Genomic DNA, 26040 nt, shown 5'->3' on the forward strand with positions numbered 1-26040 from the left:
ATGGTTCAAACGTGCGGAAGGCCGAAGCTGGAAGGCCGACGCACTCGGACGTGTCACGCTACGCGCCGGGTCGTGTACTCGACGATGTCCTCCATGGGCGGGCGCTCCTCCGTGTCCACCGAGTGGGTCAGCGGCTCGAACCCGTCCGCGCCCCGCTCGAACTGCGTCAGCCTGGGGCGTACGAGATGTCCGCGGGCCAGCCGCAGCTGCGCGGTCCGGTAGATCGCCGCGGCCATCCGGCCGAGCGCCCGCCCGTCCTGGTGCCGGTGCTTGCGCACCCCGATATCCACCTGGGCCAGCGCGTCAAGACCCACCGTGTGCAGCGCGTCCACCAGCAGCCCGAGCTCCACGCCGTACCCGACGGGGAACGGCAGCCGCTCAAGCAGCGAGCGGCGGGCCGCGTACTCGCCGCCCAGTGGCTGCACGAAACCGGCGAGGAGTGGCCAGTGGAGGTTGAGCAGCGGCCGTGCCACCAACTCGGTCACCCGGCCGCCCTGGCCGGTCGCCTCGCCGAGCGGACGGTCGTACATGCCCTTCACGAACTGCACATCGGGCTCGGTGAGCAGCGGTCCGACGATCCCGGTGACGAAGTCCGCGGAGAACTCGCGCAGGTCCGCGTCGATGAAGCAGACGATGTCGCCGCTGGTCACCAGGAGCGAGCGCCACAGCACCTCGCCCTTGCCGGGCAGCGCGGGTATTCGGGGCAGAATCGTGTCCCGGTGCACCACGCGGGCGCCCGCGGCGGCGGCCACCGCGGCCGTACGGTCGCTCGACCCGGAGTCGACCACGACGAGCTCGTCGACGAGCGGGACGGCGCGCGTCATCAGCTCGCGCCGGATCGTGGCGACGATCTCGCCGACCGTCTCCTCCTCGTCGAGCGCGGGCAGGACGACACTGACCCGGTTGCCGTGTCGTGCCTTGGCAGCCAGCAGTTCATCGAGCGAGCGGTCGGACACGGACCAGGAACGCCTGGTCAGCCAGCGCTCCACCTCATCGAGCACGTTCGAGGTCCCCCTGGAAGTGAGGTGTACGTGGGGTATGCATGTGATCCATCTCGCGGTTCGGACGACTATCTCAAGTGTCAGGGCCTTCGGTTACAGTCTTGAACAACGCGGATGACCGTCGCATGTCGGGGGCCGTCCAGCGCACAACTTCATACCGCTCATCCAGAGGGGCAGAGGGATACGGCCCGTTGAAGCCCCGGCAACCCTCCAGTCAGTGCTCGTGTGTCGCGAAGCGAGGCTCCTGACTAGGGAAGGTGCCAAATCCGTCTTACGGCGAAGTGCGTCGTAAGGAAGATGAGGAGAAAGGGCCTCGCCTCCATGGCTGTGCAATCTGTCGAAGCAACCACTGCCGACACCACTGGCACCCCCGCCGCGACCGTCTCGCTCGGTCCCGCCGCCGCCCTCTCCTGTCGCGAATGCGGCGAGCGTTTCGCGCTCGGCCCGATCTTCGCCTGTGAGCTGTGTTTCGGCCCGCTCGAAGTCGCGTACGACCTGCCGACCGGTGACCCCGAAAGCCTGCGCAAGCAGATCGAGGCGGGTCCGAACAGCATCTGGCGCTATGCGCCGCTGCTGCCCGTCCCGGCCGACGTCGCCGAGAAGCAGAATCTGAACCCCGGCTTCACCAAGCTGGTCAAGGCCGACAACCTCGCCCGTGAACTGGGTGTCACCGGCGGCCTGTTCATCAAGGACGACTCCGGCAACCCGACCCACTCCTTCAAGGACCGGGTCGTGGCGATCGCCGTCGAGGCCGCCCGCGCCTTCGGCTTCACCACCCTGTCCTGCTCCTCGACCGGCAACCTCGCGGGCGCCGTCGGCGCCGCCGCCGCCCGCTCCGGCTTCCGTTCCTGCGTGTTCATCCCGCACGACCTGGAGCAGGGCAAGGTCGTCATGGCCGCGGTGTACGGCGGCGAACTGGTCGGCATCGAGGGCAACTACGACGACGTCAACCGCTTCTGCTCGGAGCTCATCGGCGACCCGCTGGGCGAGGGCTGGGGCTTCGTCAACGTCAATCTGCGCCCGTACTACGGCGAGGGCTCCAAGACCCTGGCGTACGAGATCTGCGAGCAGCTCGGCTGGCAGCTGCCCGACCAGATCGTCATCCCGATCGCCTCCGGATCCCAGCTCACGAAGATCGACAAGGGCCTGCAGGAGCTCATCAAGCTGGGCCTGGTCGAGGACAAGCCGTACAAGATCTTCGGCGCCCAGGCCGAGGGCTGCTCGCCGGTCTCGGCCGCCTTCAAGGCCGGGCACGACGTCGTACGGCCGCAGAAGCCGAACACCATCGCCAAGTCGCTCGCCATCGGCAACCCGGCCGACGGCCCGTACGTGCTGGACATCGCGCGGCGCACCGGCGGCGCGGTCGAGGACGTCAACGACGAGCAGGTCGTCGACGCGATCAAGCTGCTCGCGCAGACCGAGGGCATCTTCGCGGAGACCGCGGGCGGGGTGACCGTCGGCGTGACGAAGAAGCTGATCGAGGCCGGCGTGCTCGACCCGGCGCTGAGCACGGTCGTACTGAACACCGGTGACGGCCTCAAGACGCTGGACGCGGTGGCTCCGACGACCGGTCCGACCGCGACGATCCGCCCGAGCCTGGACGCGTTCCGCGACGCCGGGCTGGCCCGCTGAGCGGCTCGCCGACCGCCGGCACCGCCGACCCCCCGAATTCCGAAAGGCTGAACACCCCATGAGCGTCAAGGTCCGCATCCCCACCATCCTGCGTACGTACACGGGCGGCGAGTCCGAGGTCTCGGCCGAGGGCGCGACCCTCGCCGAGGTCATCGCCGACCTGGAGAAGAAGCACGTCGGCATCGGCGCCCGCGTCCTGGACGACACGGGCAAGCTGCGCCGCTTTGTGAACGTGTACGTGAACGACGACGACGTGCGCTTCGAGCAGGGCCTTGAGACGGCCACGCCGGACGGCGCCGGCGTCTCCATCATCCCGGCCGTCGCGGGCGGCTGACCCGCCGCCGGTCCGAACCGACAGAATCACCCCCTCCGCAAGAAGCGGAGGGGGTGATTCTGCATGGTTGAGCGCGGTACAGTTGGGAATACTGCTCCGCTTTGCGCGATGAGTGTGCCGAGAGCATATGAGAAGTGCCCGGCATGCCGATAAGAAGCAGCCAAAGTGACGCCGCCATTTGTACCTTGCGTTCCTTTTGCCTGGCCCGACTTGCCCCGACTGTGTCGAATTCTCCAGGTATTTCCGATCAGGCGTGCCCAGATTTCTCGTCCGATTGACCTGTTGCAGAGGGCAGTTGGGCAGATACATTCAGCCGCGGTCGACGCGTTCCGGCGCACACCCCCACCTGTTCTGGGGAGTGAGGTCTGACCCGGATTCGCGAAGTGCGGATCCGCGCAAGGGCCAGTAATAGGGGAGTTAGGCATGGCTCAGGGCACCGTCAAGTGGTTCAACGCGGAGAAGGGGTACGGCTTCATCGCGGTCGACGGTGGTGCGGATGTTTTCGTCCACTACAGCGCGATCCAGATGGACGGGTACCGCACCCTGGAAGAGGGTCAGCGAGTCGAATTCGAGATCTCGCAGGGCCAGAAGGGTCCGCAGGCGGACATGGTCAAGCTCGCCGTCTGATCTCGGCGCGATCGACCACCGACGCACTCACACACGAGAGGTCCGTACTCCTGACGGGGTACGGGCCTCTCGTGCGTCCTGGCGAGCGCGCCTGGACCGCGCCCGGTATCTGCTGTAGTCGCTTGCACTCGCAGGGGTCGAGTGCTAATCATTGGCGTTAGCACTCTCCCAGTGAGAGTGACAGAAGGACTGGGTCGGCGAGGCCCGCTGGCCGGGTGGGGCAAGGAACCACGCAGGCACGCAGGTCGTCCGTCGCGGGCGCCGCACAGTCCATCGACCATCCACCCCAGTCCGGGAGGACCACTTCACATGGCAAAGATCATCGCGTTCGACGAGGAGGCACGGCGCGGTCTCGAGCGCGGGATGAACCAGCTCGCCGACGCCGTCAAGGTCACCCTTGGCCCCAAGGGCCGCAACGTCGTCCTCGAGAAGAAGTGGGGCGCCCCCACGATCACCAACGATGGTGTTTCCATCGCCAAGGAGATCGAGCTCGAGGACCCGTACGAGAAGATCGGCGCCGAGCTGGTCAAGGAGGTCGCGAAGAAGACGGACGACGTCGCCGGTGACGGCACGACGACCGCGACCGTCCTGGCCCAGGCCCTGGTCCGCGAGGGCCTGCGCAACGTCGCCGCCGGCGCCAACCCGATGGCCCTCAAGCGCGGCATCGAGAAGGCCGTCGAGGCCGTCTCGGGCGCCCTGCTCGAGCAGGCCAAGGACGTGGAGACCAAGGAGCAGATCGCTTCGACCGCCTCCATCTCCGCCGCCGACACCCAGATCGGCGAGCTCATCGCCGAGGCCATGGACAAGGTCGGCAAGGAAGGCGTCATCACCGTCGAGGAGTCCCAGACCTTCGGTCTGGAGCTGGAGCTCACCGAGGGTATGCGCTTCGACAAGGGCTACATCTCGGCGTACTTCGCCACCGACATGGAGCGTATGGAGGCCGTCCTCGACGACCCGTACATCCTGATCGCGAACTCCAAGATCGGCAACGTGAAGGACCTCCTTCCGCTGCTCGAGAAGGTCATGCAGTCCGGCAAGGCGCTGCTGATCATCGCCGAGGACCTTGAGGGCGAGGCCCTGTCGACCCTGGTCGTCAACAAGATCCGCGGCACCTTCAAGTCCGTCGCCGTCAAGGCCCCGGGCTTCGGCGACCGCCGCAAGGCGATGCTGAACGACATCGCCATCCTCACCGGCGGCGAGGTCATCTCCGAGGAGGTCGGCCTCAAGCTCGAGAACGCCACCATCGACCTGCTGGGCCGCGCCCGCAAGGTCGTCATCACCAAGGACGAGACCACCATCGTCGACGGTGCCGGTGACAGCGAGCAGGTCAACGGCCGGGTCAACCAGATCCGCGCCGAGATCGAGAACAGCGACTCGGACTACGACCGCGAGAAGCTCCAGGAGCGCCTGGCGAAGCTGGCCGGCGGCGTGGCCGTCATCAAGGCCGGTGCCGCCACCGAGGTCGAGCTCAAGGAGCGCAAGCACCGCATCGAGGACGCCGTTCGCAACGCGAAGGCGGCCGTCGAGGAGGGCATCGTCGCCGGCGGTGGCGTGGCCCTGCTGCAGGCCTCCTCGGTCTTCGAGAAGCTGGAGCTCGAGGGTGACGAGGCGACCGGCGCCAACGCCGTGAAGCTCGCCCTGGAGGCCCCGCTCAAGCAGATCGCCGTCAACGGCGGCCTTGAGGGCGGCGTCGTCGTGGAGAAGGTGCGCAACCTGGCCGTCGGCCACGGTCTGAACGCCGCCACGGGCGAGTACGTCGACATGATCGCCGAGGGCATCCTGGACCCGGCGAAGGTCACGCGTTCCGCGCTGCAGAACGCCGCGTCCATCGCCGCGCTCTTCCTCACCACCGAGGCCGTCATCGCCGACAAGCCGGAGAAGGCCGCCCCCGGCGGCGCTCCGGGCGGCATGCCGGGCGGTGACATGGACTTCTGATCCCTCGCGGATCAACTGTCCTACGCCGTACGCGGTTAGCGGTACGCAGGGGCGGTGCTCTCCCTCGGGAGGGTGCCGCCCCTGTCGCGTGCCCGGGCCCTCCTCTGTGGCGTTTCTCTCGACTGGTCGGCCAGGGCCTGTTGTGGCGGCTGAGGGGTGTTTTGCACGGCTAAAGTCCCGTACGTGAACACGCTCGACACCGTGATCGTCAACATCAACGATTACTTCTGGACCTATCTGCTCATCCCCCTCGTGGTCGGTGCGGGGCTGTACTTCACCTTCCGCTCCCAAGGCGCGCAGTTCCGGATGTTCCCCGAGATGCTGCGCGTGATGCGGGACAAGCCGACCCCCGGCGCCGACGGACGTAAGCCGATCTCGTCCTTCGGCGCCTTCACCATCTCCGCGGCCGCCCGCGTCGGCACCGGCAACATCGCCGGTGTGGCCACCGCGATCACCGTCGGCGGGGCCGGTGCGGTGTTCTGGATGTGGATGATGGCGCTCATCGGCGCCGCGTCGGCGTTCGTCGAGTCGACCCTCGCGCAGCTCTACAAGGTGCGCGGCGCGGACGGCTCGTTCCGCGGCGGGCCCGCGTACTACATGCGGTACGGGCTCCGGCGGCCCTGGCTGGGCGTGCTGTTCGCGGTCACCATCACGGCGACCTTCGGCTTCGTCTTCAACGCGGTGCAGTCCAACACCATCGTCGCGGTGGCCTCGGGGTCGCTCTCGGGCGGCGACGCGGACTGGTTCCCGGCCGCCGTGGGCCTGACGCTGATGGTGCTGCTCGGCGCGGTGATCTTCGGCGGCGTACGGCGGATCGCCACGGTCACCAGCTGGCTGGTGCCGATCATGGCCGTGGTCTACCTGCTGCTCGGCGCCGCCGTCGTCCTGCTGAACATCGGTGACGTACCGCGCGTGTTCACCGACATCGTGGGCGGCGCCTTCGGGCTCCGCGAGGTCACCGGCGGCGCGATCGGCGCGGCGATCCAGCAGGGCATCAGGCGCGGCATGTTCTCCAACGAGGCGGGCCTGGGCTCCGCGCCGAACGCCGGTGCCACCGCCGACGTCACACACCCGGTCAAGCAGGGCCTGGTCCAGTCGCTCGGCGTCTTCTTCGACACGATGCTGGTCTGCACGATGACCGCGTTCATCATCCTGACCACCAACCCGGCGCTGTCCGGGCGGCAGGGCGCCGACCTCACCCAGAACGCGCTCTCGGACACCCTGGGCGGCTGGGCGGGACATGTCCTGACCGTCGTCGTGTTCATGCTCTGCTTCAGCACCCTGATCGGCAACTACTACTACGGCGAGTCCAACATCCAGTTCATGAACGGCGGCAAGAGCGTGCTGATCGGCTACCGCGCGCTGGTCCTGGGTGTCGTCTTCCTCGGCGCGCTGGGCTCGGTGAGCGTGGTGTGGAACCTGGCCGACGTCTTCATGGGCTTCATGGCGCTGGTCAACCTGGCCGCGATCCTGCCGCTGTCGCTGATCGCCCTCCGGCTGCTGAACGACTACCAGGCGCAGCGCAGGTCGGGCCTGGATCCGGTGTTCACCCGGGACCGCGTTCCCGGTCTGCCGGGCGTGCAGTGCTGGGAGCCGGTGGCGGCCGACGGCGAACGCGCCAAGCGCCCAGCCTGACCTGCGACGTCTCACCGTGTGAGATAGCGCACCGCTGTGAGGTCTGGGCAGGGACCAAAGTCCCTGCCTAGAGTCCTGTCACTTGTTAGAAGTGGAAGCGCGTCTTCCACGGTCGGCGGCCATCTACGTACGCGATCCGTACCGTGCCGTCCGAACCGATCCCCCACCCACAGGACCGGGACGCACCTCGCATGAGCACGTTGAACACCTGGATCGTTGACATCAACGATGCCTTCTGGACCTACCTGCTGATCCCCCTCGTGGCCGTGGCAGGCCTCTGGTTCACCCTCCGCTCCAAGGCCGTCCAGCTGAGGCTGGTCCCGGAGATGTTCCGCCTCATCAAGGAGAAGCCGAAGAGCGGCGTCAGCCCCTTCGGTGCCTTCACGATCTCGGCCGCCGCCCGTATCGGCACCGGCAACATCGCCGGTGTGGCCACCGCGATCACCATGGGTGGTCCCGGCGCGGTGTTCTGGATGTGGATGATGGCGCTGGTCGGCGGCGCGTCGGCGTTCGTCGAGTCCTGCCTCGCGCAGCTGTACAAGTCGCGCGGCAAGGAGCCCGGCACGTACCGCGGCGGCCCCGCGTACTACATGGAGCGCGCACTCGGGAAGCGCTGGCTCGGCGTCCTGTTCGCCGTCCTCATCACCCTGACCTTCGGCTTCGTCCTCACCGCGGTGCAGTCGAACACGATCACGGTCGCCGCTGACGGCTCCTTCGGCGGCGTCGACGCGGCCTGGTTCACGCCGGTGCTCGGCATCATCCTGGCCGTACTGCTCGGTCTCGCGGTGTTCTTCGGCGTGAAGCGGATCGCCTCGGTCACCCAGGTCCTGATCCCGGTGATGGCGACGGTCTACCTGCTCCTCGGCCTGGTCGTCGTCCTGCTCAACATCACCTCGGTCCCCGGCATGTTCGCCGACATCATCGGTGGCGCGTTCGGCTTCCGCGAGGTCGCGGGCGGTGCGGTCGGTACGGCGATCCTGCAGGGTGTACGGCGCGGCATGTTCTCCAACGAGGCCGGCATGGGCTCGGCCCCGAACGCCTCGGCCGCGGCCGAGACCTCGCACCCGGTCAAGCAGGGCCTGGTCCAGACCCTGGGCGTCTACTTCGACACCCTGGTCATCTGCACCATGACCGCCCTGGTCATCCTCAGCGCCAACCCGACGCTGGGCACCCGCGGCGGTGCGGACGTCACCCAGTCCGCCTTCAACTCCGCGCTCGGCGGGTGGGCCGGACACATGCTCACCGTGGTCGTCTTCATGGTCGCCTTCAGCTCCATGATCGGTAACTACTACTACGGCGAGTCCAGTCTTCATGGTCGCCTTCAGCTCCATGATCGGTAACTACTACTACGGCGAGTCCAACATCCATGGTCGCCTTCAGCTCCATGATCGGTAACTACTACTACGGCGAGTCCAACATCCAGTTCATCACCCGCAGCAAGTCGGTCATGACCGGCTACCGCGGTCTCGTCCTGGCCTGCGCCGTGCTCGGCGCGATGGGCTCGGTCAGCGTGGTCTGGAACCTCGCGGACATCACGATGGGCGCGATGGTCCTGGTCAACCTGATCGCGATCCTCCCGCTCTCGGTGATCGCCTTCCGGCTGCTCGACGACTACCTGGCGCAGCGCCGGGCGGGCCTGGACCCGGTCTTCACTCGGGACCGCGTGCCTGGTCTGAAGGGTGTGGAGTGCTGGGAGCCGGCCTCGGTTTCCGACACGGAGAAGGCCACGGCGGACGCGGTGCGCTGACCCGCGCCTGTCCTGTCCTGAACCGCCGAAGGGCGGCATCCCACCTGCCGGGGGTGCCGCCCTTCGGCGTTGTGGCGCGGCTCAGCGGGAGTACTCCTTGAGTTTGGCGGTGTCCAGGGTGATGCCGACGGGGTCGGGGAGGCTGACGGCGGCCCCGTACGGGTACGCGGGGCTCTGCGTGTACGCGCCGTTCTGCGGTTCGCTGAAGACGGTCAGGGTGTCGTTGTCGCGGTCGATGAGCAGGTAGACGGGGATGTCTGCCTGTGCGTAGGCGTCGCGCTTCTCGATGCGGTCGCGGCGGTCGGCGTCCCGGTCGTACGACGTCACCTCGANGCGGGTCTTCGGTCCTGGGGTGGGTGGGGCGCACAATGGCTCCATGGACGATCCGACCAGCCTTCCCGGTCCGCCCAGCCCTCTTGAGCAGGCGCTGCACGCCGCTCGTGCGCTGGTGCTCGCGGACCTCGTCGCGCATGACGTGGCCGATGCCGATGTCGTCTCGCTGGTCGAGGACGCGGTTCGGCACCGGCGGTGGTGGGTCGAGCAGTGGCCGGACGGTGTGGAGTTCGTCGCGGGGCTGGTCGCCCAGGACGTTCAGGACGCCCTCCTTGAGCGGTACGGGCGGTGGCCGCTGTGTCCTGTTTGTGGTTCTGGTGATCCGCATGCGCTTGATGTGGAGCCGGAGTTGGGGCCCGATCCGCACTGGGTGTGCGGCAAGGCGGGTGTGGTCGTGACGGCGGTGGGGTCGCTCGGGGCCGTCGCCCGGTGACCCTTTACATTGACCCGCCTACCTGGCCCGGGCACGGGCGCCTGTGGTCGCACCTGGTGAGTGACGTGTCGTTTGATGAGCTGCACGCGTTCGCGGAGCGGATCGGGTGCCCGCGGCGGGCGTTCGAGCGCGATCACTATGACGTGCCGGAGTTCCGGTACGCGGATGCGGTGCGGGCGGGGGCGGTCGAGGTGTCGCCTCGGGAGGTTGTGCGGGTGTTGGTGGGGGCCGGGTTGCGGCGCCCGAAGGGCCGGCCCGCGTAACCGCCGCGCTGGTCTGCCAGTATCGGCGGATGGGGATACCGGGAGTACGGGGAGGAAGGGCCGCTCTCGCGGCCATGGCGGTGCTGGCGGCAGTGGGATGCCAGCCCGACGACCAGCCGACGAGGGCCACATGGGAGCGGGTTGTCAGAGTGGATCTGGTCCGCGCGCTGGACGCGGACAAGGCCGGATACCTGGCGACCGTGGAGCCCGAGACCGAGCCGCAGTGGTTCTGCCGGGCAGAGATCATCGAGCATTCGACGAGCGGCGCCGGGGTGCGCGCCGGGCTGCTCGCGCACTGCCAGGAGTACGGAGCGCGGGACGGGACGCTGGTTCGCGGCACGGGCGAGGTGGTGCCATGGACGGTACTGCTGGACAAGAGGTCGGGGTCGGCGTATTACCGGGTGGTGGAGAAGGAGCGCGCTCCGGACGGCGAGGGCTACACACGGTGGCTTGGGCGGAACTTCTCCGACCACAGCGTCCGGAAGGTGCTCCGCCTGACTTCGGGGGACTGGGACGCCGAGAGCCGTCTGGAGGACGAGGCCCGCAGGCACCACAGGCTGGCGACCGACTCCCCGGTCGCCGACGCTTGACGGACAAAGCCGCCAGAGCCGCTCGGGTTCACCCGGGAAGGATCAGGTACTCGGTGGTACGGTGACGGGCTGTCCACGCCCATCCCCGCCGATTCCCTTCCGGCGGCGCTGGTACGTCGCCCAGGCGCTGCGCGTCGGCGCCAGCGGTTTCCCACCCCGAGATCGCCGAAAGGCTCGTGGTCAGCCCGCTGGCACCGATCGCGTTACGCGCGCAGCTCGTAGGCGATGTTCTCGGGTGTTTCGGAGGTGCGGTGGAACGCCGCGCGTTCCAGGACTGCCTGGGAAGCCGTGTTCGTGGGCAGGGTGTTCGCGGCGACGACGGCCACGTCAGGGGTGGCCAGGGCCCAGGTGCTCAGGGCGCGCAGGGCCTCCGTGGCGTAGCCGTGGCCGCGTGCCGCCTCCACCAGGTCGTAGCCGATCTCGACGCGGCCGTCGAGCGGCGGGCCGTGGAAGCCCATGGCGCCGAGCGCGAGGCCGTCCTCGGTGCGGACGAGCGCGTACATGCCCCAGCCGGGGACGTATGAGCCCTCCGCGGCCGTCTTCGCCACCAGGCCCGCGCCGGTCCGGCTGCCCTCCGCGGGGCCGCCCTCGATCCAGGTGAAGCCGCCGGGGGCGCCCCCGCTTAGGGCGGCGGCCGAGATCGGGGTGATCTCCCGCAGGGTGAGGCGCGCGGTGTGGAGGGTGTGGGTATCGGTGGTCGTCACGGGGCGATTATGCGGTGAGCAGGCGTAGTTCGGTACCGAGATTGTGGCGGGCCTGGTCCTCCCACTGCTCCGCGCCGTACGGAGTGCGGAACAGGCGGGGGAGGGCGAGGAGTTGGCGCAGGATTCCCGCGCGGCCCTCGCGGAAGGCGTCGTCGGGGACGAAGGCGTACTCCTTGCGTACGGCGGCCGCGTAGGCGGCGTATGCGTCGGGGGGTGAGGCGAGGATCGCCAGGTCCGCGTCGCATAGGACCTCGCCGTTGCGGTCGCCGTCCGAGGGGTCGTGCGTGATCGTGAGGCGGACCAGGCGGGTGACCTCGGAGATGTGGGTCTCGGTCAATCCGGCTTCGGTGAGGGCGCGTTCGGCCAGTTGGGCGGAGCGCTCCTCGTTCTCGGAGCGGTCCGGGCGGTAGACCGCGTCGTGGAACCAGGCGGCCAGGCGGACCAGTTCGGGGTCGGTCGCGTGGTCCGCCAGTACGTCGATGTGGTCCAGGACCGCGGTCAGGTGTTCGGGCGTGTGGTAGTGGCGTTGAGGCTCGGACCAGCGGGCGAGCAGGGCGTCCGCGTACCGCTGCGGGATGTCCGGGGTGTCGCTCAGGGCGCGCAGGGTTTCGGTCCAGCGGCGGCGCAGGCCTTCTTGGTCGGTCATGGGCTCATCATCTCTCCTCTATACCCCGGAGGGGTACAGATGGGAGCAGTCGGCCGCCCAGCGCCTCGATGCCGTGCTGCTCGGCAGCCGGGTCCGGTGAGCCGAGGTCGAAGTGGATGCGGTTCTTGCCCGCTTTGGGCTCGGAGACCTTTTGGAAACCCATCCCTGGGCCGCTGCCGCGGGTGAGCCAGATGTACGGCCCGATCCTCGCCGCGATCGGCCTGTCGAGGAGCTGCGCCCAGAACGTGGCCAGGCGTTCGGGATCGGTGCAGTCGGTCACGAGGTCTTTGATGGTCAGGTGGGTGGCCGTCATTCCCTGATGCTCCCCGATGCCTTCGGGGCGCGGGCACTCGGGTGTCCCGGTTGGTGGTCCGGCTGGTCTTCGCACAGAATGTTCGACCATACTGCCGTCGCGTGGAGCAGCAGAAGAAGAACATCGCGCCCTTGCCCGTTGCGGCCGACCCCGTGCACATCCCGGGACTGACGGCACCGGCCGCCGCCAAGCAGGCGGAGGCTGAGGCGGAGCCCGAGGTCGAAGTGGCCGGAGCGGGCGACGTCCAGCCTGACGCCGAGTCCGAGCCCGAGTCCGAGTCCGAGTCAGATGTCGTAGGGGAGGACGCGGCGGCGGATGACGGGCCGGTGTTCTCCGTTTCCGATCGGCGGGGGTCGATCGTCGCCGATCGTGCGGGCGTCCGGTACACGCTGGACGATCAGGAGGCCGACTTCCGCTGGGACGAGATCCTCGCGGTGGAGATCGGCCACTCCCGATTCGGCCGCCGCTTCATGGTCACGGTCCACACCGAGGGCAGCCGGTGGTACCCCAGCGAGATCGTCGCGCCCGACAAGGCCTCCCTGGTGAAATGGGAGGAGGAGCTTGACGCGGTACTGGACGCCTATTTCGAGGAGGAGTAGGCCGGCCGGCCCCTCCGGGGTATGCCGGACGCGTCCCCTCGCGGGTGTCGGTGGGCGCGGCTAGCGTTGGTGTCACACCCGCCCGCCCTGAAGGAGGGGATGGCGATGGGCACCGAAGCCGCCCTCGACGAGGCCCGTGTCGAGGCGTTCGCCGGGAAGCTGATCGACATGTATGCCGCGAGCACGGTCACACTCATGATCGATCTCGCGCATCGCAACGGCCTGTTCGAAGCCCTGGCAGCCGGACCCGGCACCAGCGAGGCACTCGCCGACCGTGCCGGGCTCCAGGAGCGGTACGTACGCGAGTGCCTGGCCGCCCTGGCCACCAGCGGCCTCGTGGAGTACGAGCCGAGCGACCACCGCTACACGCTGCCCGCCGAGCACGCCGTATGCCTCACCGGCGAGGGCTCGATGAACATGTCCACGTTCGCACAGATCACCACCCTGCTGGCGAAGCACGTCGACGGGGTCAGCCGGGCCTTCAAGGAGGGCGGCGGTGTCCCGTACGAGGACTTCCGGCCGGAGTTCACCGAGGTGATGGATGCCGAGTCGCGCGGCACGTTCGATGGTCAACTGCTCACCGGCATGCTGCCGCTGGTCGACGGACTGCCGGAGCGGCTCGAAGCGGGCGGCGTCCGCGCGGCCGACGTCGGCTGCGGCACCGGACACGCGATCAACCTGATGGCCCGGGCCTACCCGAAGTCCACCTTCGTCGGCTACGACCTCGCCCCCGAGCCGATCGAACGGGCCCGGGCGGAGGCCGCCGAGTACGGGGTGTCCAACGCCACGTTCGAGGTGCGGGACATCGCCGAACTGCCCGCGCGGCCACCCTTCGACGTCATCTTCGCGTTCGACTCCATCCACGATCAGGCCGCCCCGCAGGCGGTGCTCGACCGGGTCTGCGAGGCGCTGGTGCCCGGTGGTCTCTTCGTGATGGTCGATGTGCGGGTGTCCAGCCGCCTGGAGGAGAACATCGGCAATCCCCTCGCGCCGTGGGTCTACTCGGTCAGCACCCTGCACTGCATGACGGTGTCCCTGGCTCGCGGAGGCGCCGGGCTCGGCACCGCGTGGGGTGAGGAACTCGCCCGGCAGATGCTCACCGACGCGGGCTTCACGGACATCAAGGTGCACCAGGTGCCGGACGATCCGGTGAACGGTCTCTACGTGGCACACAAGCCTGGGTAGGGATCTGGGCGCCGGACCGCGACCGGTGCCCGGGCGCGACACCGTACGGGGCATCGCCCCCGTATACCTGGTGCCGGTATACGGGGGCGATGCCGAGGGTCGGGTCTCTCCTTCCCCTCACTCGCCCGCGGCCCGGAAGCCGCGCAGCCGCAGGCTGTTGCCGACCACGAAGACCGACGAGAAGGCCATCGCCGCTCCCGCGATCATCGGGTTGAGCAGGCCCATCGCGGCCAGCGGCAGGGCGCCGACGTTGTAGGCGAAGGCCCAGAACAGGTTGGTCCTGATGGTGCCGAGGGTCTTGCGGGAGAGCCGGATGGCGTCCGCCGCAGCCCGCAGGTCACCTCGTACCAGGGTCAGGTCGCCCGCCTCGATCGCGGCGTCCGTGCCGGTGCCCATGGCCAGACCCAGGTCGGCCTGGGCCAGTGCGGCCGCGTCGTTGACGCCGTCGCCGACCATCGCCACCGAACGGCCCTCGCCCTGGAGCCTCTTGACCACGTCGACCTTGTCCTGCGGCAGCACCTCCGCGATCACCTCGGTGATCCCGACCTCGGCCGCCACCGACTCGGCCACCGCCTTGTTGTCACCGGTCAGCAGGATCGGCGTCAGACCGAGCCCGCGCAGCCGGGTGATCGCCTCCGGGCTGGTCTCCTTGATCGCGTCGGCCACCTCCAGCACCGCACGCGCCTCGCCGTCCCAGGCCACCGCGATGGCCGTACGACCGGCCGCCTCGGCCTCGGCCTTGGCGCGCTCCAGCTCCACCGGCAGGTGGATCTCCCACTCGGCCAGCAGCTTGGAACGGCCGACCAGCACCGCGTGGCCGTCGACGATGCCCTGGACACCGAGTCCGGGGATGTTCGCGAAGTCCTCGGGGGTGGGCAGTTCGCCGACCTCGGCGGCCGCGCCCGCGGCCACGGCCTGGGCGATCGGGTGCTCGGACGCGTGCTCCAGCGAGCCCGCGAGCCGCAGGACCTCGGCCTCATCCGTGGACTCGGCGGTGTGCGTGGCGAGCAGCGTCATCTTGCCGGTGGTGACCGTGCCGGTCTTGTCCAGGACGATCGTGTCGACCTTGCGAGTGGTCTCCAGGACCTCAGGACCCTTGATCAGGATGCCGAGCTGCGCGCCGCGCCCGGTGCCGACCATCAGCGCGGTCGGCGTGGCCAGGCCCAGGGCGCACGGGCAGGCGATGATCAGTACGGCGACCGCCGCGGTGAAGGCGGCGGCCAGGCCCGAGCCGTTGCCCAGCCAGAAGCCGAGAGCGCCGAGGGACAGCGCGATCACGATCGGTACGAAGACCGCGGAGATCTTGTCGGCGAGCCGCTGGGCCGCCGCCTTGCCGTTCTGCGCGTCTTCCACCAGCTTGGCCATCCGGGCCAGTTGGGTGTCGGCGCCGACGCGGGTGGCCTCGACGACCAGTCGGCCGCCCGCGTTCAGCGTGGCCCCGGTGACCGCGTCACCCGGGCCGACCTCCACCGGCACGGACTCACCGGTGAGCATGGAGGCGTCGACCGCCGACGAACCCTCGACGACCACACCGTCGGTGGCGATCTTCTCGCCGGGACGGACCAGGAAGTGGTCCCCGACCTGCAACTGCGCGGTGGGGATGGTCTCTTCACGGCCACCGTCGCGGAGTACGGTCACGTCCTTGGCGCCCAGCTGCAGCAGCGCCTTGAGCGCCGCTCCCGCCTTCCGCTTCGACCGGTGCTCGAAGTACCGGCCCGCGAGGATGAACGCGGTCACCCCGGCCGCGGCCTCCAGGTAGATGTTGGAGCTGCCGTCGCTGCGCTCGATGGTGAACTCGAAGGGGTGCGTCATGCCGGGCACCCCGGCGGTACCGAAGAACAGCGCCCACAGCGACCAGAGGAACGCCGCCCACGTACCGACCGAGATCAGCGTGTCCATCGTCGCCGCGCCGTGCTTGGCGTTCGTCCAGGCGGCCTTGTGGAACGGCCAGCCCGCGTAGATGATCACCGGCGCGGTCATGGTCAGCGACAGCCACTGCCAGTACTCGAACTGCAGGGCCGGGACCATCGCCATCGCGATGACCGGCACGGCGAGCAGCACGGCGGTGGTCAGCCGCTGCCGCAGCGGCCGCAGCGCCGCGTCCTCCTCTTCCTCCTCAGACGGCCCATCGGACCCGGCGTCGGTGCCGGACCCCGATCCGGTGTCGGCCGGTGGCGGGGGCTCCTTCGCCGTGTAGCCGGTCTTCTCGACCGTGGAGATCAGCTCCTGTACGGCGATGTCTTCCCGGAAGGTGACCTTGGCCTTCTCGGTGGCGTAGTTGACGGTGGCCTCGACGCCGTCCATGCGGTTGAGCTTCTTCTCGATCCGGGCGGCGCACGAGGCGCAGGTCATGCCGCCGATGGCGAGTTCTACTTCGGTGGCGCCGGGTGTGGTGGTGGTCATGTCTCCTGCTCCTCGGACTGACTCGGCTGCGCGGTGGACGTCCCGATGGAATACCCTGAGGGGGTATCTCGCCTTCGGTCTCCATGTATACCCCCCGCCCGTATCTGACGCAAGGGTGATCCCGACTTGACTTCATACCCCGTGGGGGTATGTTCAATGGCGACGGCCGCCTGCTGGAGCGGCCCCTTTCGAGGGAGACCCACCATGAACACAGGACTGCGCATCACGGTCTTCGCCGCCGCACTCGCCGCGACCTTCGGTACGGCGTACGGAGTGGGCTCGGGCGTCGACCCCGTGGTCGCGAAGGAGGGCCAGGGTCAGCAGCACGGAGGTGGCGGCCACGGCCGGGAGGGCGGCGACGGCGACGGCGATACGAAGAAGGCGAAGGGTCAGCAGGGGGGCGGGCACGGGGTACATGAGGCGACCCCGCCCGGCGGACTCCAGATCTCCGACGGCGGCTACACCCTCGACCTGCTGACCGACCGCGTCGCGGCCGGCGAGAAGGGTGGGCTGAGCTTCGCCATCGAGGACGGCGACGGCCGCAAGGTCACGGCCTTCAAGCGCGAGCACGACAAGGAACTGCACCTGATCGTCGCCTCACGCGACCTCACCGTCTACCGCCACCTGCACCCCGTCCGCGCGGACGACGGCACCTGGTCGGTCCCGGTGAAGCTGCCCAAGGCCGGTGGCTACCGCGTCTTCGCCGACTTCACCCCCGACGCCAAGGGTGCCGAGGGCCTGACCCTGGGCGCCGACCTCGCCGTATCGGGTACGTACAAGCCTGAGAAGCTCCCCGCGCACAACACCGCGACGAAGGTCGACGGCGATGGCGCTGGCGGCTACGAAGTCACGCTCGACGGTGACCTGCGCCCAGGTAGGCCGGGCGAACTCACACTCAACGTCAGCAAGGACGGCAAGCCGGTCAAGGACCTCCAGCCCTACCTCGGCGCGTACGGCCACCTGGTCGCCCTGCGCTCCGGCGACCTCGCCTATCTGCACGTCCACCCGAACGGCGAGCCCGGCGACGGCAAGACCGAGTCGGGCCCCGAGGTCTCCTTCACGGCGACCGCCCCCAGCGCGGGCGCCTACCGCCTCTTCCTGGACTTCCAGCACGAGGGCAAGGTGCGTACGGCGGCGTTCACGGTGCACGCGGCGGGCGGCGCGACGGCGGATTCCGGTGGCGGTGGGGGCGAGAAGGCGGACGACGGTCACGAGCACTGAAAGCCTTCGGCGCCACGCGGCGAAAGCTGAGCACGCGGCGAAAGCTGAGTACGAACCTTCGCGGGGATGAGTATCCGCGCGCAGGCCGTAGCGGTGACCCGGCGACGAGCATGGGGCCACTGCTCGCGGAAGGAGCCGACCGAAGGTGAACCCCCAGACGTACGCGACCCTTTACGGACCCTGGCAGCCCACACCACGGCGTCGGCGGGGGCAGACCGCCGTCGCGGTGCTGGGCGCCGTGCTGTGGGCGGTCACCCTCACGTCGCTCGCCGGGCTGACGTTTCTCGTGGGCCTGTCCGCGCTCTTGGGCTCGGCGGCCGGGGTGCCGGTCGGGGGCTTCCTGCTGAGGTTCGCCCTGGCGGTCGCCGGGGCCGCCGCCGCGCTGGCCGCGCTGGGCTTCGCGCCCGGCGTCCGCCGACTGGAGTGGCCGAACCGCATGCTTCTCCTGGGCTCCCTGGCCTGCCCGGTCCCCGCGGTCCTCGCGATATCGACCTGGATCCAGGCCGGCTGAAAGGCAGGCTCTGAGGACGTGGCGCGCCCGGAGGCGTTCTGGACGTAGGCTGGATATTGGACTAGACCTGTGCAGGGTAGTGCTGGTCTGCGCTGCCTTGTCTCGCCCTGCCCTCATCCGACCAGCCAGAAGGAACCCACCCATGAGCAAGCGTGCAGTCCTGGAGGTGATCGCCCTCGACGCCGAGGACGCCATCGCCGCCCAGGCCGGAGGCGCGGACCGCCTTGAGCTGGTCACGGACATGGCCGCGGACGGGCTCACCCCGCCGCTGGCCGCCTTCGCCGAAATCCGCGCCGCCGTCGACATCCCGCTGCGGGTGATGCTGCGCGCGGCGGACGGCTTCGCCGCGGGCGATGTGGACGCGCTGGTACGGGACGCGCGCGCCCTGCGCACGGCGGGCGCGGACGAATTCGTCCTCGGCTTCCTCGACGAAACGGGCGCGCCCGACATCACCGCGATCGAGCGGCTGGTGTCCGCCCTGGACGGCGCCCGCTGGACCTTCCACCGCGCCATCGACCGCGCCGCCGACCGCGACGCCCTCCGCAAGCAACTCGCGGACCTGCCCGGCCTGGACACCTACCTCACCGCGGGCTCCGCGGCCGGCGTCGACGACGGTCTGCCGACGCTGCTCGCGGAGGCGGCGCGCCGGGGCGAGCCGGGTTACGGGCCGCAGATCCTGGTGGGCGGCGGCCTCGCGCTCGGCCATGTGCCGGGCCTCCTGGCTGCGGGCATCGACGCGTTCCACATCGGCGGCGCGGCGCGGCCGGGCGGCTGGTCGGAGCCGGTCTCCGCGACGGCGGTCGCACAATGGCGCGCGGCGCTTGACGGATAGCCCTACTTCCCCCGGCCTCGCCCTTCTCGGGCTCTCTTCCAGAGCTCGGGAGGGGCGAACCGACGTACCTGCCGCGCATCAGGCCTTACGGACCGCTCCGGTGAATCCGGCGACAAGTTCCTGACCGTTCGCGGCGTTATCCGCCAGGCCACGGGGGTGGAGACGGTCCCTACAGGCCTGACGCCAGCCGACCCGGCAGCTCAGTGCCGTGCACCACCGTCAGACCCGACACCGCCCGCGTCAGCGCCACGTACAACCGCCGCAGTCCCGTCCGCTCGTCCGGCTCCCCGTCGACCACCGCCGACGGCTCGTCCAGCACCACGTAGTCGTACTCCAGACCCTTCGCGAGTGACGCGGGCACCAGCGTCAACCGGGTGTCCGGTGTCGTCTCCTCGCCGGGTGAGAGGTACGTCAGCCCCGCCGCGCCCAGCGCCTCCGCCAGAACCGGGACGCGCGCGTCGGCCGCGATCAGGCCGATGGAGCCCTCGTGTCGGAGGGACGCCACGCACGCCGAGACGGCCGCCGCGGCGAGGTCACCGGCGACCCGCCGCACCTCCAGCGAACCCGGAGCCTCCCGGACCGACTCCACCTCCGCCAGCCCCGGCGCGATCTCCGGCAGCAGCCGCGAAGCGAACGCGATCACCTCGCGGGGGACGCGGAAGCCCGCCGTCAGCTCCTCGACCGCCGCGTCGCCCTTGCCGAGATGGGACAGCGCTTCGGCCCAACTCCGGGTAGCCCAGGGCGTGGTGCCCTGGGCCAGGTCGCCAAGTACGGTCGCCGACCCCGTCGTACAGCGGCGCCCCACCGCCCGGTACTGCATGGGCGAGAGGTCCTGCGCCTCGTCGAGTACGACATGCCCGAGCGAGTGCGTACGGGAGACGAGGTCCGTCGCCTCGTCGATCAGCACCGCGTCCGCCGCGGCCCACTTCGCCGACTTCACCGAGCGCGCGGGCTTCGCCCACAGGATCGCCTTCTGTTCGTCCTGGCTCAGCACGCCCTCCGCGTGCGTGGCGAGGAAGTCCGGGTCGGAGAGGAGCCGGAGCACCAGCTTCGCCGGGTCGACCGGTGGCCAGATCGCCTTGACCGCCGCCTTCACCGCCGCGTTGCGGGCGACCGCGTCCTGCACCCGGTCGTCCGGCGCCTCGCCCGACTGCTCCATCCGCACCAGCACGGCGTGCGCGATCCGCTGCGGAAGGGCCTCGCGCGCGGCCCCGTAACGGATGTCCCGCTCCAGCAACTCGCTGACGATCTCCTCCAGTTCGTAGGCGGGGATACGCCACCGCCGCGAGCCGCGCACCACCATCAGCGCTTCCGTCGGCTGCGTGACATGTGAGCGGACCGCCTGGCGCAGCACCTCGGCCATCCGGGCGTCGCCCTTGATGACCGCGGCCTCGGCCGAGTCGGCCCCGCGTACCTCCACATGGGCCACCAGGTCGTCGACCGTCGCCTGCTTGACCTCCAACTCACCCAGGGCGGGGAGCACTTGCTCGATGTAGTGGAGGAAGGACGCGTTCGGGCCGATGACGAGGGTTCCGGTGCGGGCCAGCCGCTCGCGGTGCGCGTAGAGCAGATAGGCCACCCGGTGCAGGCCGACCGCCGTCTTGCCCGTACCGGGGCCGCCCTGGACGCACACCGTGCCGCCAAGGCCGCTGCGGACGATCTCGTCCTGCTCGGGCTGGATGGTGGCCACGATGTCGCGCATCGGGCCCACGCGCGGCCGCTCGATCTCCTGCTGGAGCAGTTTGCTGGTTCGGGCTGCCTCGGCCGGGTCGGACAGGTGCTCGTCCTCGTACGCGGTGAGGTCACCGGCCGTGTAGCCGAAGCGGCGCCGCAGCCCGATGTCCTGCGGGTCCTTCTTGGAGGCCCGGTAGAAGGGCTGGGACACCGGGGCGCGCCAGTCGATGACCATCGGATCGCCGTCACCGTCGTGGACGTGCCGCCGCCCGATATAGAAGCGCTCGCCGTCCGCCCCCTCCGCCTGGTCGGCGCCCACCGCGTGCAGATAGTCCAGCCGCCCGAAGAAGAGCGGCGTGTGGGAGAGGTCCGCGAGCGACTTGATGCGTTCGTCGATCTGGTGCTGGAGTACGGCGGCGTTGACCCAGTTCGCCGTGACGTCGCGGATGTCCAGCGCCTCGGCATCCGCCCGCATGGCGCTCAGCGCGGCGCGCGACGCGGCCAGGTGGGCGCGCTCGCGGGCCAGCGGATCGGCTGCGTGGTCGGTGTCGGCGTGGGCGGGCGCGGGCACGGGTTGCCTCCGGAGGTGGGCGCGAGTGACGCGGGTCAGGGCGCCGACCGGTTTCCGACCGGGCGGTGGCACTCCGTGAGGGAGGCGGGCAGACGGAGGATTTTAGGTCAGGGCCTCCGGCGCGGGCGAATGGTTTTCGACGCCCCGCGCGTCGAACCCTGAGCCGCCGCGTCCTCCCCGTAGGGGACCCCCTCTGCCCTTGGTCGTAGGCGGCCGACCAGGCGATTCAACCCGCAGGCCGATGTGCGGGAAATGTCGGAATTCCATGATGGATACATGAGCACCGCAGCCCTCACCCCAGCCCCCGCCGCCCGCCCGAGCCCGCCAGGCGGCGCCACCGCCGCCACCGGCGCCCGGCACACCCACCACGTCGGCAACGCCCTGCGCGCCGTCAAGGTCTTCGCGGCCGNCGTCGGCGCTGCGCGCGCACCCCCCGCCCCGTCCCCTCCGGCCGGTTGCGCGTCTTACGCCCGGTGGGGGCGGACGCGCTCGCCGCCGGACAGCCTCCGGTCGGCATCGCGACCGCGGGTGGGTGGGGGCTGCGCCCCGCGCCCATTGCCTCCGGTCGCTTCCGTGGCTGCGGGTGGGGTCGCCCCGCCCTCACACCCCGGCGCGCAGCGTCTCCGCTGGCAGCACCCGAGCTGCCGCGACTGCTGGGTACAGGCCCGCCAGCAGGCCTACGACAAGGCCGATCGCCGGTCCGGCCGCCGTCAGAGAGGGGTCCAGTACTACGACCCAGCCCTTCGCCAGGCAGGTCAGTGCCGTGATCTGGATGCCGATCACCGTGCCCAACGCCCCTCCGGCTGCCCCGACAAGGCCGCTCTCCACACAGAACTGGCCTGCCACGGCTCGCCGGGACGCGCCCAGCGCGCGCCGTAGGCCGATCTCCGCGCGGCGTTCCAGTACGGAGACGTACGAGGTGTTGCTGACGCCCAGCGCGCCCACTCCGAGCGAGACCGCCGCGAGGCCGAGGAACAGCGCCCGAGTCTGTGACTCGACGCCCTGGCGTAGTGAGCGCGGGTCCGGAGGTACGAGGGCCGCCAGCTTCTCCGGAGCGCCTGGTGCCAGGGCGAGTGGCGCTTCGCTGCCTACCTGGTCGGCGGCGCCGAGGTCAGTGTGGATGACCATTTCGGCTGGTGCGAACTCCAGCTTCGCGGGTGCCGCCCGTGCTGCCCAGTAGGGCAGGACGACTGCGCTGGTGAGGTCGGTGTTGCCCGCGGGCGCCTGGTAGACCCCGATGATCGTGAACGCCGTCCCGTTGATGTACACCGTGGGGTTGGGCGTCGCGCCGTCGACGGTGAGCCGGTTCGCCGCGGCCGTGTCCAGGAGGGCCACCCGGTCGCGGCGTCGCTCATGGCCCGCGTCGAACCAGCGGCCGCGGTCCAAGGTGGCCGAGAGCGCCCGTAGGGCCTCGGTCTGGGCGGCGGTGACGGTGCCCTCGGGCAGCTCGTTCTCCGTCCCCGTGGCCAGCCGGGACACCAGTGGGTGATCGGCTGCCCGGCTGAGCAGGCCCGCGGCGCGTACCCCGTTCAACTCACGTGCCTTGCCTGCCGCGGACGGCTCTGGGTGAGGCTGGACGCCGCCGGCGGGGTCTGCCGGGTACTTCACCGTGACCTGGGTGGCCTTGAGCGCGTCGAACTGGTCCGAGACCGCCGAGGCGGCGCTCGCGGTGATCCCGAGCGTGGCGAGTGCCGCGGCCAGGCCGACCGCGATGCCGACCGTGGTGAGCAACGTACGGACCCGGCGGCCGGCGAGGGCGAGGAACGCCTGGGCCAGCAGGTCCAGCGGATGGGTGTGCGGACGCTGGGGCTTGCGGGCACGGCGCCGGTCGGTCCGCGCCCCCGGCGGACGGGAAGCTCTACGCCTGCGAGACACGGCCGTCCACCACCTTGAACACGCGGTCGGCGCGTGCCGCCACATCGAGATCGTGCGTGACCACCACGACCGCCCGGTCGGCGCCCACCAGCCCGTGCAGCAGGTCCATGACGCGCCTGGAGTTGGCCGTGTCCAGATTCCCGGTCGGCTCGTCGCAGAGCACGACCGCGGGCCGGTGGACGATCGCCCGCGCCACGGCGACGCGCTGCTTCTCGCCGCCCGACAGGGTGCCCGGCCTGGCGTCGAGCCGGTGCCCGAGGCCGACCGATTCCAGGGCCTCGACTGCCTGGGGCCTGCGCTGGGCGCGTGGCACGCCCAGGTGGACCAGGGCGAGCGCGACGTTCTGTACGCACGTCAGGTGCGGCACGAGGTGGAAGGCCTGGAAGACGAAACCCAGCGTCGCGGCGCGTAGCGCGGTGCGTTCACGCTCGGCGAGGGCGGTGGTGTCGGTGGCCCGTAGGAGATACCGGCCCCCTGTGGGAGTGTCGAGCAGCCCCAGCACGCTCAGCAGCGTCGACTTGCCGGAGCCGGACGGGCCGACGATGGCGGAGAGTTCCCCGGTACGGATCGCGAGGGTCACGTCGGCGAGCGCGTGCACCGGCGGCGGACCGGGGAAGGTCTTGCCCACACCGGACAGTTCGATGACCGATGAGGTGTCAGCCATCGGTACCGTCCATCCGGCTGAGCAGGACCTTGTCCCCGGACCGCAGGCCGTCCTCGGTAGCGCGTACGGCGGCGAGCCCGTCGAAGGTGAAGACCACCTCGACCGGCACCTCGTGCTGCTCCTTGCCGCGTACCACCGTGACGACGGAGGAGCCTCCGACATCGGTCCAGACCGCGGATACCGGGAGCTTGAAGGCGTCCGCCGGGCTGCGGCGCAGCTCGACCGTGACGTGCTGGCTGGTGCCGCTGGGCACCGTGGCGGGGCCGCCCTTCGGTTTGAACAGGGCTTCCTGCTGGGCCGACTCGTCGTCCTTCGAGCCGCCCGCCGACTCGCCTTTCGCGTTCTCGTCGGAACCCTTCACCGCTCGCAGGGTGTGCAGGCGACCGGAGCGTCCCTTGTACGGGCCTTCGCCGAAGAGGATGCGAGCTCCGTCCGGCAGGTCGCGCAGCTGAGTGCGCTGGTCAGCGGTGAGCGTGGCGCTGATGTGCTGTCCGCCGTTGCCCAGGACCACCAGGGGCTGCTCGGCGTCGCCGCCGACGCGGCCGCCGACTTCGACGACGGTCACGGGGAACGAGCCGATGAAGGCGACCTCGGCGGCGGGCAGCAGTCCACCGGCCACGGTCTGGTCGGATGTGTGGGGTTTGTTGTTCGGGGTGGTGTCCGCGGAGCTCGTTCCAGGGCCTGGGGTTTCCGCCGTACCCGTGCCTCCGTCGGTCTCCGCCCCGTTCCCGGCGTCCGCGTCGCCCTTCTGGTTCCCGGCGGCCGCATCCCCGCCCTGCGCACCGCCGTCGGATGATCCCGTTTCCACGGGCCTCTCGGCGACGGGGGCGTCGTACTGGGCGGCCTCGTACAGCCGCTTCACCGCGGCGGCGGTCGCCGGGCCGTATGTCCCCGTGACCGGCACGCCGTAGGGGGTGTGCAGCGCCTGCTGCAACTGGCGTACGTCCGGTCCCTTGTCTCCGATGCGCAGATCCCGGTATGCGGGGAACCGGCCCGGCAGTACGAGGATGGGACGGCCGGACACCTCGGCCACGGCGGAGCCCGCGGTGACGCTGTCGCCGACCTTCACGGGCAGGGCCGTGACGACAGCGCGTGCGGCTCCTGAGGGCGCGGAGCCGGTGATGGCGCTACGGCTGGCCGCCGCGACGCTGCCGGTGAGGTCGAGCCGTTCCACGAGCGGCTCCTTCGACACCTCGGCGGTGGTCTGCGAGGCGGGCGGCGGCGCGGTGTTGGCGGCGCGCTGCTCCGGGGTGCGGGCCTGAGCGGCGATCCACCACACGGAGGCGCAGCTGCCGAGCAGCACCAGGGCCGAGATGGCGACGGCGGCTGAGCGCCGGGAGAGGCGGAGCCGCTTGGAACGCTCGGTCACCGGGTCGCTCACGAGGTCTTCTGGAGCAGGCGCTGTGCGTTGCCCGAAGCCTTGCTCATCAGATCGCGCCACGCGATGATCTCCGACTCGTGCTCGGCGAGGACCTTGGCGGCGGCTTCGGCGCGGGCCTTGGTCAGGGACTGGTTGAGCTGGCTGTCCTGGGCGCACTTCGCGTCGTCCACGGCGATGGCGATCTCGCGGTCCTGGGCCTTGTCGAGTGCCGGCTCGTCCGTGGGGGCGAGCCCGTCGTAGCCGGTGGACGCCTTCTTGGCCGCGTCGTCGGGCGACTTGATGCCGGACCGCCCGGCGTCCGCCATGCAGGCTGACCACTTCTTGGTCGCCTTCTTCACGCCGGGGTTCTTGGCTATGCCGTTGCCGGTATCGGAGTTCACCGTGTTGGTGACGGTCCAGTGCAGCCGCAGATAGGTCTTGAGGTCGCCGTAGAGCTGCTTGCGGACGTCCGCCATGCAGCCCGACTTTCCGATGGACACCTTTCCCTTGCCGAACTCGTAGGTGACCTGTTCGTCGTCGGGCCCGTACATCGCCAGTGTGTGGGCGGCCTTCTTGCTGCTGGGGAGCTGGTCGAAGGCGTCGGAACTGGTCTGCGTGCCCTCTTCGTTCTCGGTGCGGCGCGGGTCGAGTCCGTAGCCGATCTTCTTCGCGGTCTCCATGGTCGGCGAGCCGAAGGAGCGCTCGGGTTCGGGGGCGCTCGCGCCGCCTTCCTCGGGGAAGACGGTGAAGCCCTTGCCGACCATGCAGCGCCGGATCAGCTTCAGTTCGGCGTCCAGGGCCTGCTGCCTGCTCTCCCGAGAGGCGTCGAGCGCGGCCTGGGCGCGCTGAGCGGACTTGCGCTCGTCGGGGCTCGCCTCCTGGTCCGTGGAACAGCCACTGAGAACCAAGGCCAACGTCACGGGAGCCAGCAGAGCGATGGCTTTGGGTTTCA

General features: G+C 70.0%; 26 protein-coding genes and 1 riboswitch. Of the genes, 15 read left to right on the plus strand and 11 right to left on the minus strand.

All coding sequences use genetic code 11. The annotated features are described in order from the left end of the window. Positions 1 to 53: 53 nt before the first annotated feature. The gene (locus U9R90_RS30210; RefSeq protein WP_411060001.1) at positions 54 to 1001 is read right to left on the minus strand and encodes a glucosyl-3-phosphoglycerate synthase; all 948 of its coding nucleotides are present in this window, start codon (positions 999 to 1001) and stop codon (positions 54 to 56) included. 158 nt (positions 1002 to 1159) lie between these two features. Then, a riboswitch (SAM riboswitch) is annotated at positions 1160 to 1305 on the plus strand. Between the two features lie 17 nt (positions 1306 to 1322). Here U9R90_RS30210 and thrC point away from each other — a divergent pair. From thrC to U9R90_RS30245, 7 genes are all read left to right on the plus strand, one after another. Beyond that, entirely contained in the window at positions 1323 to 2633 is a 1311-nt protein-coding gene (thrC, locus tag U9R90_RS30215) for a threonine synthase (RefSeq protein ID WP_411060002.1), read from the plus strand. 58 nt (positions 2634 to 2691) lie between these two features. Then, on the plus strand, positions 2692 to 2967 hold the full coding sequence (locus U9R90_RS30220; RefSeq protein ID WP_411060003.1) for a MoaD/ThiS family protein: 276 nt from the start codon (positions 2692 to 2694) through the stop codon (positions 2965 to 2967). 423 nt (positions 2968 to 3390) lie between these two features. Beyond that, complete coding sequence (locus tag U9R90_RS30225; RefSeq protein ID WP_005315736.1) at positions 3391 to 3594, plus strand: cold-shock protein; 204 nt, start codon at positions 3391 to 3393, stop codon at positions 3592 to 3594. A gap of 309 nt (positions 3595 to 3903) precedes the next feature. Then, positions 3904 to 5529, plus strand: coding sequence for a chaperonin GroEL (groL, locus tag U9R90_RS30230; protein WP_411060007.1), 1626 nt, complete (start codon positions 3904 to 3906; stop codon positions 5527 to 5529). A 183-nt stretch (positions 5530 to 5712) separates the two neighbouring features. Continuing rightward, on the plus strand, positions 5713 to 7164 hold the full coding sequence (locus tag U9R90_RS30235) for an alanine/glycine:cation symporter family protein (RefSeq protein WP_411060009.1): 1452 nt from the start codon (positions 5713 to 5715) through the stop codon (positions 7162 to 7164). Positions 7165 to 7355: 191 nt separating this feature from the next. After that, on the plus strand, positions 7356 to 8504 hold the full coding sequence (locus tag U9R90_RS30240; RefSeq protein ID WP_411060010.1) for an alanine/glycine:cation symporter family protein: 1149 nt from the start codon (positions 7356 to 7358) through the stop codon (positions 8502 to 8504). A 26-nt stretch (positions 8505 to 8530) separates the two neighbouring features. Further along, positions 8531 to 8911, plus strand: coding sequence for an alanine:cation symporter family protein (locus tag U9R90_RS30245; RefSeq protein ID WP_411060011.1), 381 nt, complete (start codon positions 8531 to 8533; stop codon positions 8909 to 8911). A gap of 81 nt (positions 8912 to 8992) precedes the next feature. Here the strand turns inward: U9R90_RS30245 and U9R90_RS30250 are convergent, their stop codons facing one another. After that, on the minus strand, positions 8993 to 9238 hold the full coding sequence (locus U9R90_RS30250) for a Uma2 family endonuclease (protein ID WP_411060012.1): 246 nt from the start codon (positions 9236 to 9238) through the stop codon (positions 8993 to 8995). Between the two features lie 49 nt (positions 9239 to 9287). Here U9R90_RS30250 and U9R90_RS30255 point away from each other — a divergent pair, with 49 nt between their 5' ends. The 3 genes from U9R90_RS30255 to U9R90_RS30265 all read left to right on the plus strand — a co-directional run bounded on the left by U9R90_RS30255 (position 9288) and on the right by U9R90_RS30265 (position 10530). Continuing rightward, positions 9288 to 9677, plus strand: coding sequence for a hypothetical protein (locus tag U9R90_RS30255; protein WP_411060013.1), 390 nt, complete (start codon positions 9288 to 9290; stop codon positions 9675 to 9677). Next, a complete protein-coding gene (locus tag U9R90_RS30260; RefSeq protein ID WP_411060014.1) occupies positions 9674 to 9940 on the plus strand; it encodes a DUF4031 domain-containing protein in 267 nt (88 codons plus the stop codon). Before U9R90_RS30255 ends, U9R90_RS30260 begins: the two co-directional genes overlap by 4 nt. 149 nt (positions 9941 to 10089) lie before the next feature. Next, a complete protein-coding gene (locus U9R90_RS30265; protein ID WP_411060015.1) occupies positions 10090 to 10530 on the plus strand; it encodes a hypothetical protein in 441 nt (146 codons plus the stop codon). Between the two features lie 203 nt (positions 10531 to 10733). Here U9R90_RS30265 and U9R90_RS30270 read toward each other — a convergent pair whose 3' ends face one another. From U9R90_RS30270 to U9R90_RS30280, 3 genes are read right to left on the minus strand one after another with little or no spacing between them, the layout of a single operon-like run. Continuing rightward, a complete protein-coding gene (locus U9R90_RS30270; protein WP_411060016.1) occupies positions 10734 to 11234 on the minus strand; it encodes a GNAT family N-acetyltransferase in 501 nt (166 codons plus the stop codon). A 7-nt stretch (positions 11235 to 11241) separates the two neighbouring features. Continuing rightward, entirely contained in the window at positions 11242 to 11880 is a 639-nt protein-coding gene (locus U9R90_RS30275) for a hypothetical protein (RefSeq protein WP_411060018.1), read from the minus strand. Positions 11881 to 11887: 7 nt separating this feature from the next. Beyond that, entirely contained in the window at positions 11888 to 12193 is a 306-nt protein-coding gene (locus U9R90_RS30280; RefSeq protein WP_411060019.1) for a VOC family protein, read from the minus strand. Positions 12194 to 12294: 101 nt separating this feature from the next. On the opposite strand from U9R90_RS30280, the gene U9R90_RS30285 reads away from it, so the two are divergent. Beyond that, positions 12295 to 12792 carry a hypothetical protein gene (locus tag U9R90_RS30285; RefSeq protein WP_411060020.1) on the plus strand — a complete coding sequence of 166 codons (498 nt, stop codon included), beginning with the start codon at positions 12295 to 12297 and terminating at the stop codon, positions 12790 to 12792. A gap of 105 nt (positions 12793 to 12897) precedes the next feature. Continuing rightward, positions 12898 to 13977 carry a class I SAM-dependent methyltransferase gene (locus U9R90_RS30290; protein WP_411060021.1) on the plus strand — a complete coding sequence of 360 codons (1080 nt, stop codon included), beginning with the start codon at positions 12898 to 12900 and terminating at the stop codon, positions 13975 to 13977. A gap of 117 nt (positions 13978 to 14094) precedes the next feature. On the opposite strand, the gene U9R90_RS30295 is transcribed toward U9R90_RS30290, so the two are convergent. After that, positions 14095 to 16380, minus strand: a complete 2286-nt coding sequence (locus tag U9R90_RS30295) for a heavy metal translocating P-type ATPase (RefSeq protein WP_411060023.1) — start codon at positions 16378 to 16380, stop codon at positions 14095 to 14097. Positions 16381 to 16584: 204 nt separating this feature from the next. Between U9R90_RS30295 and U9R90_RS30300 the strand changes: the two genes are divergently transcribed. The 3 genes from U9R90_RS30300 (at position 16585) to U9R90_RS30310 (ending at position 18944) form a co-directional block, all read left to right on the plus strand. Continuing rightward, the gene (locus U9R90_RS30300) at positions 16585 to 17601 is read left to right on the plus strand and encodes a hypothetical protein (RefSeq protein ID WP_411060025.1); all 1017 of its coding nucleotides are present in this window, start codon (positions 16585 to 16587) and stop codon (positions 17599 to 17601) included. A 145-nt stretch (positions 17602 to 17746) separates the two neighbouring features. Next, on the plus strand, positions 17747 to 18112 hold the full coding sequence (locus U9R90_RS30305) for a hypothetical protein (protein WP_411060027.1): 366 nt from the start codon (positions 17747 to 17749) through the stop codon (positions 18110 to 18112). Positions 18113 to 18254: 142 nt separating this feature from the next. Next, positions 18255 to 18944 carry a copper homeostasis protein CutC gene (locus U9R90_RS30310; protein ID WP_411060029.1) on the plus strand — a complete coding sequence of 230 codons (690 nt, stop codon included), beginning with the start codon at positions 18255 to 18257 and terminating at the stop codon, positions 18942 to 18944. A 169-nt stretch (positions 18945 to 19113) separates the two neighbouring features. On the opposite strand, the gene U9R90_RS30315 is transcribed toward U9R90_RS30310, so the two are convergent. The 5 genes from U9R90_RS30315 to U9R90_RS30335 form a co-directional block, all read right to left on the minus strand. Continuing rightward, positions 19114 to 21189: a HelD family protein gene (locus tag U9R90_RS30315; protein WP_411060031.1), complete on the minus strand. Its 2076-nt coding sequence runs from the start codon at positions 21187 to 21189 to the stop codon at positions 19114 to 19116. Between the two features lie 600 nt (positions 21190 to 21789). Next, positions 21790 to 23064: an ABC transporter permease gene (locus tag U9R90_RS30320; RefSeq protein WP_411060033.1), complete on the minus strand. Its 1275-nt coding sequence runs from the start codon at positions 23062 to 23064 to the stop codon at positions 21790 to 21792. Beyond that, positions 23048 to 23728: an ABC transporter ATP-binding protein gene (locus U9R90_RS30325; RefSeq protein ID WP_411060035.1), complete on the minus strand. Its 681-nt coding sequence runs from the start codon at positions 23726 to 23728 to the stop codon at positions 23048 to 23050. Before U9R90_RS30325 ends, U9R90_RS30320 begins: the two co-directional genes overlap by 17 nt. Continuing rightward, positions 23721 to 25109 carry a peptidoglycan-binding domain-containing protein gene (locus U9R90_RS30330; protein WP_411060037.1) on the minus strand — a complete coding sequence of 463 codons (1389 nt, stop codon included), beginning with the start codon at positions 25107 to 25109 and terminating at the stop codon, positions 23721 to 23723. Before U9R90_RS30330 ends, U9R90_RS30325 begins: the two co-directional genes overlap by 8 nt. Further along, complete coding sequence (locus U9R90_RS30335; protein WP_411060039.1) at positions 25106 to 26008, minus strand: hypothetical protein; 903 nt, start codon at positions 26006 to 26008, stop codon at positions 25106 to 25108. Before U9R90_RS30335 ends, U9R90_RS30330 begins: the two co-directional genes overlap by 4 nt. Positions 26009 to 26040 lie beyond the last annotated feature (32 nt).

The organism is Streptomyces sp. E11-3, from assembly GCF_046540415.1.
GTDB lineage: Bacteria > Actinomycetota > Actinomycetes > Streptomycetales > Streptomycetaceae > Streptomyces.